This is a genomic window from Chitinophagaceae bacterium, assembly GCA_007695095.1.
Taxonomy (GTDB): domain Bacteria; phylum Bacteroidota; class Bacteroidia; order Chitinophagales; family REEL01; genus REEL01.
In genome coordinates, this window is sequence record REEL01000163.1 from 1 (window position 1) to 8,102 (window position 8,102).

An 8,102-nucleotide genomic window follows, 5' to 3' on the forward strand; every position below is an offset into this window, starting at 1 on the left:
GCTTCAGACTTAGAGTTTGTCTATCCATAACCCGTCTTCTAAACCGCAACCGTAAACTTCCAAAATAAGCCCGAAGGGCTGATATTATTATAGCAATAAATCTAATCTTTAACAAAACCCTGAAAGGGTGAAATAAAAATTCTGAGTGCAAAATTAATCTTGGAAATAAAAATTTGGTTTCATCAGAAGTGGGTGACCCATTGCACTAAACAAGAAAATATTTTTTTAAAGCTTAAACTCTTTATGCCTTTCTTACGTTTGCATACTTTAGTTTATTAAAAATTTAATGAGAAATATACATCGTATTGCTTTTTTTAGTAAATTACTATACACTATATAAGTTTAAAATCTATGAGAATCATAATAGTAACACGAGTGGGCTTGAAAAAAGAGAAAGTTTTTGAAGGATTTACTGAAGAGTTATTCCTGGCTCTAAAACCACCCCTTGTACCTATGCAATTAATGCAATTTGATGGATGTAAAAAAGGAGATATTGTTTCCTTAAGAGTTTTTGTAGGTAAGTGGCAGGATTGGACCAGCGAGATAACAAAGAGTTACAACAATAGTCTTGAAATCGGCTTTGTAGATGAAGGCCGGGTATTGCCATTTTTCTTAAAAAAATGGAAGCATGAGCACCGTATAGTTGAAAGAAAAAACAGAACCCTCATTATTGATGACATATACTATAGCTCCGGAAGTAAATTAGTAGATGTTATTCTCTACATACCTCTTTTTATGACTTTTTGGTATCGCAAATTTATTTATCGAAAGTTTTTTAAAAAAAACAGATAATTTATACCTTAATTTGATTAAAATTATATAAGATTTATTTTATTGGCTCTCAATTACTTAAGATTAGTATGGATTGTATGTAAATAATGTCAATATAAAACGCTTGTTCAAAGCTATAGGAACTATTGTAACAAAGTAGTGATTGAATCGTAATTTTTACTGATTTACACACACATCTTTTTAAACCAAGCATTATTTAATGAGACAACTTAAAATTTCAAAAAGTATAACAGACCGTTCAAGCAAGTCTGTTGAATTCTACTTGCAAGAAGTATCAAAACTTCCTATGGTCAGCCCGGAAGAAGAAGTTGAACTGGCAAAGAGAATTAAATTAGGCGATACCGCTGCCCTGCAAAAACTGGTTAATGCCAACTTACGTTTTGTTGTAAGCGTAGCAAAGCAGTATCAACACATTGGCTTTTCCCTGGAAGACCTCATCAGTGAAGGGAATATAGGATTAGTAAAAGCTGCCCGCAGATTTGATCAAACCAAAGGCTTTAAATTCATTTCTTATGCCGTTTGGTGGATTCGTCAAAATATTTTACAAGCTGTTCAGGAAAATTCCAGAATGATCAGGCTGCCGGTAAATAAAATTGCTATGGTAAAGCTGATTAATAAAGTCTTTTTGGAGTTTAGCCAGGAATTTCAAAGAGAACCAAGCCCGGAAGAATTAGCTGTTATTTCCAAAATAAACGTAAGTGACGTAAGAGACATATTGCACTTTAATCAAAAGGTACTTTCAGTAGATAAGCCCGTTAACCATGAAGCAGAAGAAACTATGGTTTCAACTATGGAAGATGAAAATTCTCCAACTCCATACATAGAAGTAAATCGAGAATCTTTGCAAATGGAGTTAATTCGAATCATGGAAAAAACCTTAAATGAAAATGAATTTACCATTTTGATAGGCAGCTTTGGAATCGGGATGAAAGAACCTCAGCACATGGACATTTTAGCCGGAGAAATTGGACTCAGCAAAGAAAGAATCCGTCAATTAAAAAATTCGGCTGTTTCAAAAATGCGGGCAAATAGAAAAGGAAGAGAGTTGCTAAGAAAATTTCTGTAACTGTTTCAAACACATTTTTTGATTTCACTTTGACTTACGTGAAAAGTTAGGAAAGACATGCGTTTTTTTCTTTAAAACATATTTTTTATATATTTAAGGCTATTTCGTCTTAAAATATAATTATGACTAAAAAGAAAAAGCTGACTACTACTGCCGGAAATCCTGTTTCTAACAATCAACGTTCGCTTACAGCAGGAAACAGGGGTCCCGTTTTGTTACAGGATTATAAACTGATTGAAAAGCTTGCGCATCAAAACAGAGAAAGAATACCGGAAAGAGTTGCTTACGCCAAAGGCTGTGGTGCTAAGGGTGTTTTTACGGTAACGAACGACATCAGTCAATACAGCAGAGCTGCCTTGTTTTCTGAAATAGGTAAAAAAACACCTGTCTTAACAAGATTTTCAAGCTTAAGCGGAGAAAGCGGAGCAGCAGATGCGGAGAGAGATGTAAAAGGATTTTCGGTAAAATTCTATACAGAAGAAGGGAATTGGGATTTGGTTGGTAATAATACACCTGTTTTTTTCATAAGAGACGGCTATAAATATCCTGATTTAATCAGGGCTCTAAAACGCCACCCTAAAACAAACCTGCGCTCACCGGAAGCTATGTGGGATTTTTGGTCACTATCTCCGGAGAGTTTACATCAGCTCACCATTTTGATGTCTGACAGAGGTTTGCCACAAACGCCAATGCATATGAATGCTTATGGCTCTCATACTTTTTCATTCTGGAATCATAACGGAGAAAGATTTTGGGTAAAATTTCACTTTATAACTCAGCAGGGACATAAATTTTATACCAATGAAGAAGCTGAAAAACTAATCGGAAAAACGCGGGAAAAGTATCAGGAAGAACTGTATAATGCAATTAAAAGAGGTGATTTCCCGAGATGGACCTTAAAAGTGCAAATAATGCCGGAGGAGGATGCCCTAACAACGGACTACAATCCCTTTGACCTGACAAAAGTGTGGCCGCATGGAGAATATCCGCTGGTAGAAGTTGGAGTACTTGAATTAAATAAAAATCCGGAAAATCACTTTCAAACCATTGAAAATGCGGCTTTTTCGCCTTCAAATGTTGTTCCCGGCATTGGATTTTCGCCGGACAAAATGCTTCAGGCAAGAATATTCTCCTATCCTGATGCACAGAGATATCGTTTAGGAACACATTACAATGCACTTCCTCCAAACAGAGCGGTTTCTGAGGTGAATCACTATCACAAAGACGGGCCTATGCGCTTTTTTGACAACAACAACCCATCTCAGGATGCATACTATGAGCCCAACTCAAAAAACGGAGCTTTAGAAGATGCAAGCGTTGAAGAACCTCCATTAAAAGTTGACGGAAATGCCATGCGGTATGAAGAAAATGACAGCTATGGAGATTTTAGGCAAACCGGGAACCTCTTTAGATTATTTGATCCCGCTCAAAAGCAACGGCTATTCAACAACATCAGCAGTTCAATGCAGGGCGTTTCAAAAGAAATTATTGAAAGGCAATTAAAACTATTTGAATCCACAGACCCGGAATACGCAGCCGGAGTGTTAGAGGCACTCAAGCGACTTAGTAAGTAGGAGAAGTGGGTTTGGTTTTTGAGAAGTTTTAATGATATTGGAGTTGTTAGTTGCATAATTGATTATCAATTAATTAGCGTAAGCAACTCCTCCATCTTAAGTATCCGCAACTCACACGAAAGTTAAAAAGTAGTTTTGAAACCTTGCCCCTAGCGCAAGTCTTTAACCAAGTCATTTGTAGAGAAACATACTTGTACCCCAAAAAAAACATTACCCAATATAGTCGAGTTATGGTATAAAGTCCAAAGGGTTTAGAGGTATAAGTCCATCTTACAACAACTATTTCACTTGCAACTTACCACTATTGAGCAATTGCCCATCGGAAGAGAGGCGATATAAATACAAGCCGGGAGAAAAGCCCTGAGCGTTTATCGTCATAACATTTTCATTCACAGTATTTTGCATGAAAAGTAGGCGGCCATTGATGTCGAAAATTTCCAAGTGGAGTTCCTCAAATTCGATACCCTCTAAACTGAGTTGAGTTTGTCCACTAAAGGGGTTGGGATAGATCCGGATAATGGCCTCCTCTTTTAGGTTTTGGTCGATACTCAGCAGCTCAATCGTGACAAAATCGTGGCCGATAGTATGGAATACGGTATTGGTTAGTATCGGCTCGTTGAAATCGAAATAAATATCAGCTCTATTGTTGATAACCGTACCATCGGGATTGCCCGCCTTTTGTTTGATTTGAAATTTGACAAAACCGTGGCTTGCCGGCTCATTGACATTGCTATCGGGCAACATGATATTATCGAAATAAAACACCAAGGCTCCTCCGGCCTTCAATTCCCAGGTATAAGGATGGCTCGAAGTGCCGAATTGAATATCTTCTATACTCAAGTAGGGCGATATGCTATCGACAATAAAGACATTGATAGCTGTATCGGTACCTGTATTTTGGAAACGGATATGGTAGTTGAGCGGGATATTATTTTCGATAAAATGTTGAGGGCCATAGCCTATAGGTTGCGCCTGTTTATCATTGGGGTCATAAGCACCTTGGTTGGGACGGCAGTCTATATCAATAGCGGGGTGGCTATTGCCATTAAAAAACTGTGTCTGTCCGCCTGATGACTGTGCAGGGCCATTACAATCATGGATAAAGGTGCTGTGACTAGCAGCCCCAAGCAAGGGAGGAAAACTTGGAGCTTGGTCGGCCTCTATGCGGTAGGTCTTGCCGGGGAGTGCTGCCACTTGCAGGTCTTGACTTTGTCCGCTGCCCAATTGGAAGGTGCTCAATACAATAATGTTTTGGTCTTCCATGATAGCAAAATTATGGGGTTGGCTCATCGCAGCAGCGTTATTGCTGATAGTAAAAGTAACCGTATCATTGGTACAAGTAGCCGAGGTGCTTACTACCGGGCCTGTCCAAGCAGGCATACAGATAGTATCGGGATAGATGCGAGCTTCTGTACAATGGATTTGCCCCAAGCTTACATCGGGGTCGCAGCCTACGGTGGTATAAATGATAAACATTCCACTGCCGAACACCCCCACATTGCCAATATCAAAACTATAGGTATTACCATTTTGCGCAATAAGGGGTACAGAGCTGCTATCGAAGCTGATATAAGGGTCAAGGGTCACCTCTACATAAACATTTTGGGCAGGAATTGTCCCCAAGTTTTGATAGCTCACCCAATAATCCGAGGGAAAGCAGCGACGCAGAAAAGGAGAAGAAACCGAAACGGTCATATAAGTACAACTATCTATCACCGTGACTGGAAAATCGACGGTATCTGTTTGGTTGAAACCTGTAAAATCTACAGTTTGCGGGTTTTGACAAAAAGCCCAATAAGGTGTAAAGGTTTGTGCGCTAACGCTATAAGTACCTGTATCGGCCTCCATCAAAAAAGTACCTGCACCACCCAGGGTAACATCGTGCAAGCCATTGTTTTTCTGGAAATGAACAAAGCTGTTCGATAGAAGAGGTTCGCCGGCATCGTAGCTGCAATTGCCGTTTTGGTCCAAAAATATTCTACTAAAGATGCGATTGGTAAATAGCGTGCCTACAGAATCTACGGTCATCAAGAAGGGGCCTTGACCATCTACCCCAAAAATAGCATAGCCATTGTTGGGATTATGCCAGATGTATTTGCCATGAGCCACCGCCTGTCCGCTGCCTATGCCATTGTGATAAAGGAGCTGCCCACTCGCACTGAATTTGGTAAAGGCTACCGAATGAGATGCCGCGGCACTCCAAAATCCGGTAATCGTGAGGCTGCCATCGGCATTTTCCAAGGCATCAAGGGCATTATTGTAGGCACTGTTATTGCCAGTGCTTGTCCATTGCCAAAGTTGTTGCCCCAGCGCATCGACTCGCATCACCAGCATTTTTCGGTTGTTCCCCACATTTTCGTAACCCAAAATAATAAAATCACCATTCGTGGTTTCGATAACCGATTGAGCCGAGGCGATAACGCTCGAAGGTTGCACGACCGTCCAGAGCGGATTGCCTGCGGTATCGGTCTTGATGAGATAGACCTCTGTTCCGTTGCCGTTACCTTGCGCATAACTAGTGTCGATATTGCCTACCAAAAGATAATTTCCATCTGATACTTCCAATACAGTTTGTGCAAAAGTGCTATGATTAGGCACCGAATAGAAACGTGTCCAAAGAGTATCGGCTTCATTGTCTAGTTTGGCCATACCAAGATGATAGGTATTGGTACTATCGATACTATAGCTTGTTAGCAAGAGATGATTATCGCTGCTGATGACCAAATTTGCCTTGGTGCTGCCCGTGCCTACCGACATATTGCCCAAATCCAAAGCTCTATCCCAAATGAATTGGCCTTGCATACTGAGTTTTAATATACTTCCGTCGAAGTTGTTATCATTGTACAATACATAAATAGTAGTATCTAAGGGATTGTATTGTAAGGATACAAGTTGTTCATTTTGAGGTTTAGACAATTGATAACTCCATTGTACATCGCCCCAAAGATTGGTCTTGACGACATATATATCTTTATTGAATGTTCCTACTGTTCCTGCAAAAACAAAGCCATTGTCGGGAGTACGAACTGCACTGGGACGAAAGCCATCGGCATTGATATTGTAATAGGTGCGCAAGGTGCCTTGTGCCTGTACTTGACTCATTGACAATGCTATTAGGATAAGACTGAGCAGTAGTTTGATTTTCAATATACTATCCATTTCGATTAATTTTATTGTCTAAGATAACTAATTTTCTCAATTCTAACCTCGTAGCATGCCTCCGCATGTTACACGATAGTGATAAAATAGTTTTACACTTCACCCTTATCACAAGTCTTTACCCAAGAAATGTATTGACAGACTTGAACTTTTGAATAATTAGCAATTGGCAAAGAGTTTATTTTTTCAATATAAGTATTTAATATAAATTCAAAATACAGTTTGATCTCATTAATATTTTTATATTGATAAATCAAAGAGGTTATTTTAATGGTAAAAGTCCCAATCGCTTCAATGCTAAGGACTTAGGCCGGAATACTGCAAATTCAAAAGCAAAATCAAGTAAACTGAAAAAAATTATGGCAAAAAAATCAAATCCGGTCGTTTATTTTGAAATCCCGGTTAACGACATTGACAGAGCAATGAATTTTTATAAAAAAGTATTCAACTTTGACTTTGAAAAAGAAATTATTGACCATTATGAAATGGCGTTATTTCCTTTTACTGAAGAAATATCGGGAATTTCGGGTGCATTGGCAAAAGGTGATGTTTACAAACCAACAAATGACGGAGTGGTGATTTACTTCAAGACAGAAAACATTGATAAAACATTGCAATCAGCAACTTCAAACGGTGGAAAAGTTCTATATCCCAAAACAGATAACGGAATAGGACTTGTCGCAGAATTTGAAGATTCAGAAGGAAACAGGATTGCATTGTTTCAATCAATAAAGTAAGGAAATAAAAACAAAGGCAGAAAAATCTCCATAAAAAGCACTAGTCTCAAAATATCGCAAGTTAAAAACACAGACTTGTGCCGGGTTTTGTATGATTTTACAAACTATTTTTAACTGAATTCCAGATTAATAAATATAGTTAATTATTACTTCATAAATATGCTATTCACTACTCCCCTGCTCCATCCAAGTGAAAATTTTGACGCTCTTCGGTATTTGTAAACCCGAACTTAATTTTGTGAATTTATATTTTCGAAATACAAATCCGAAAGATCTGTAAGTGATTTTATTTACCGGTATTAAATTTGTCCTCACCCCAATTTGCAGGATTGTTAATGATATAATCCGAAATGCGTTGATATTCTGCATCGTCCCGGATAATGTGGTCGTGAAAGCGTGAATGCCAGCCGTGTTCTAAGCCCAAACGGTTAGCGTGTTTGGTTACAGCAGATTTGTATGATCTGATAATGGTTGAAATCGAATTTGATTTAGGTGAAATGGATGCCATTTGTTTGTTTTTGGGGGTGATTGTTGGTGATGGACGTAGAGACGTTGCATGCAACGTCTGTACTTGCAACGTCTGTACAGATAGTGGTGTTTTTTTTGATGGTTGAGACGTTGCGTGCAACGTCTGTACATTATCGATGCCAACGACATTGGAATCCCTATTGATTTTGTTATTTTTTTTGATTCCATCCGGTTTGTCCAATATCAAAATACCATGAATATGGTTTGGCATGACAATGTAATCGCCCAATTCAACAAATGGTGAAT

The 8,102-nt window shown here is 38.7% G+C and carries 6 protein-coding genes; 4 read left to right on the forward strand and 2 right to left on the reverse strand.

Annotated elements, in window-relative coordinates:
* Nucleotides 1-351 precede the first annotated feature (351 nt).
* The 3 genes from EA412_13620 to EA412_13630 all read left to right on the forward strand — a co-directional run bounded on the left by EA412_13620 (nt 352) and on the right by EA412_13630 (nt 3,432).
* The gene (locus EA412_13620; GenBank protein ID TVR76433.1) at nt 352-792 is read left to right on the forward strand and encodes a hypothetical protein; all 441 of its coding nucleotides are present in this window, start codon (nt 352-354) and stop codon (nt 790-792) included.
* Nucleotides 793-991: 199 nt separating this feature from the next.
* Nucleotides 992-1,858 carry an RNA polymerase sigma factor RpoD/SigA gene (locus tag EA412_13625; protein TVR76434.1) on the forward strand — a complete coding sequence of 289 codons (867 nt, stop codon included), beginning with the start codon at nt 992-994 and terminating at the stop codon, nt 1,856-1,858.
* A 122-nt stretch (nt 1,859-1,980) separates the two neighbouring features.
* On the forward strand, nt 1,981-3,432 hold the full coding sequence (locus tag EA412_13630; protein ID TVR76435.1) for a catalase: 1,452 nt from the start codon (nt 1,981-1,983) through the stop codon (nt 3,430-3,432).
* Nucleotides 3,433-3,711: 279 nt separating this feature from the next.
* Here EA412_13630 and EA412_13635 read toward each other — a convergent pair whose 3' ends face one another.
* Nucleotides 3,712-6,591 carry a T9SS C-terminal target domain-containing protein gene (locus EA412_13635; protein TVR76436.1) on the reverse strand — a complete coding sequence of 960 codons (2,880 nt, stop codon included), beginning with the start codon at nt 6,589-6,591 and terminating at the stop codon, nt 3,712-3,714.
* A gap of 359 nt (nt 6,592-6,950) precedes the next feature.
* Between EA412_13635 and EA412_13640 the strand changes: the two genes are divergently transcribed.
* On the forward strand, nt 6,951-7,328 hold the full coding sequence (locus EA412_13640) for a VOC family protein (protein ID TVR76438.1): 378 nt from the start codon (nt 6,951-6,953) through the stop codon (nt 7,326-7,328).
* Nucleotides 7,329-7,614: 286 nt separating this feature from the next.
* Here the strand turns inward: EA412_13640 and EA412_13645 are convergent, their stop codons facing one another.
* A complete protein-coding gene (locus EA412_13645) occupies nt 7,615-8,067 on the reverse strand; it encodes a hypothetical protein (protein TVR76437.1) in 453 nt (150 codons plus the stop codon).
* Nucleotides 8,068-8,102: the final 35 nt, after the last annotated feature.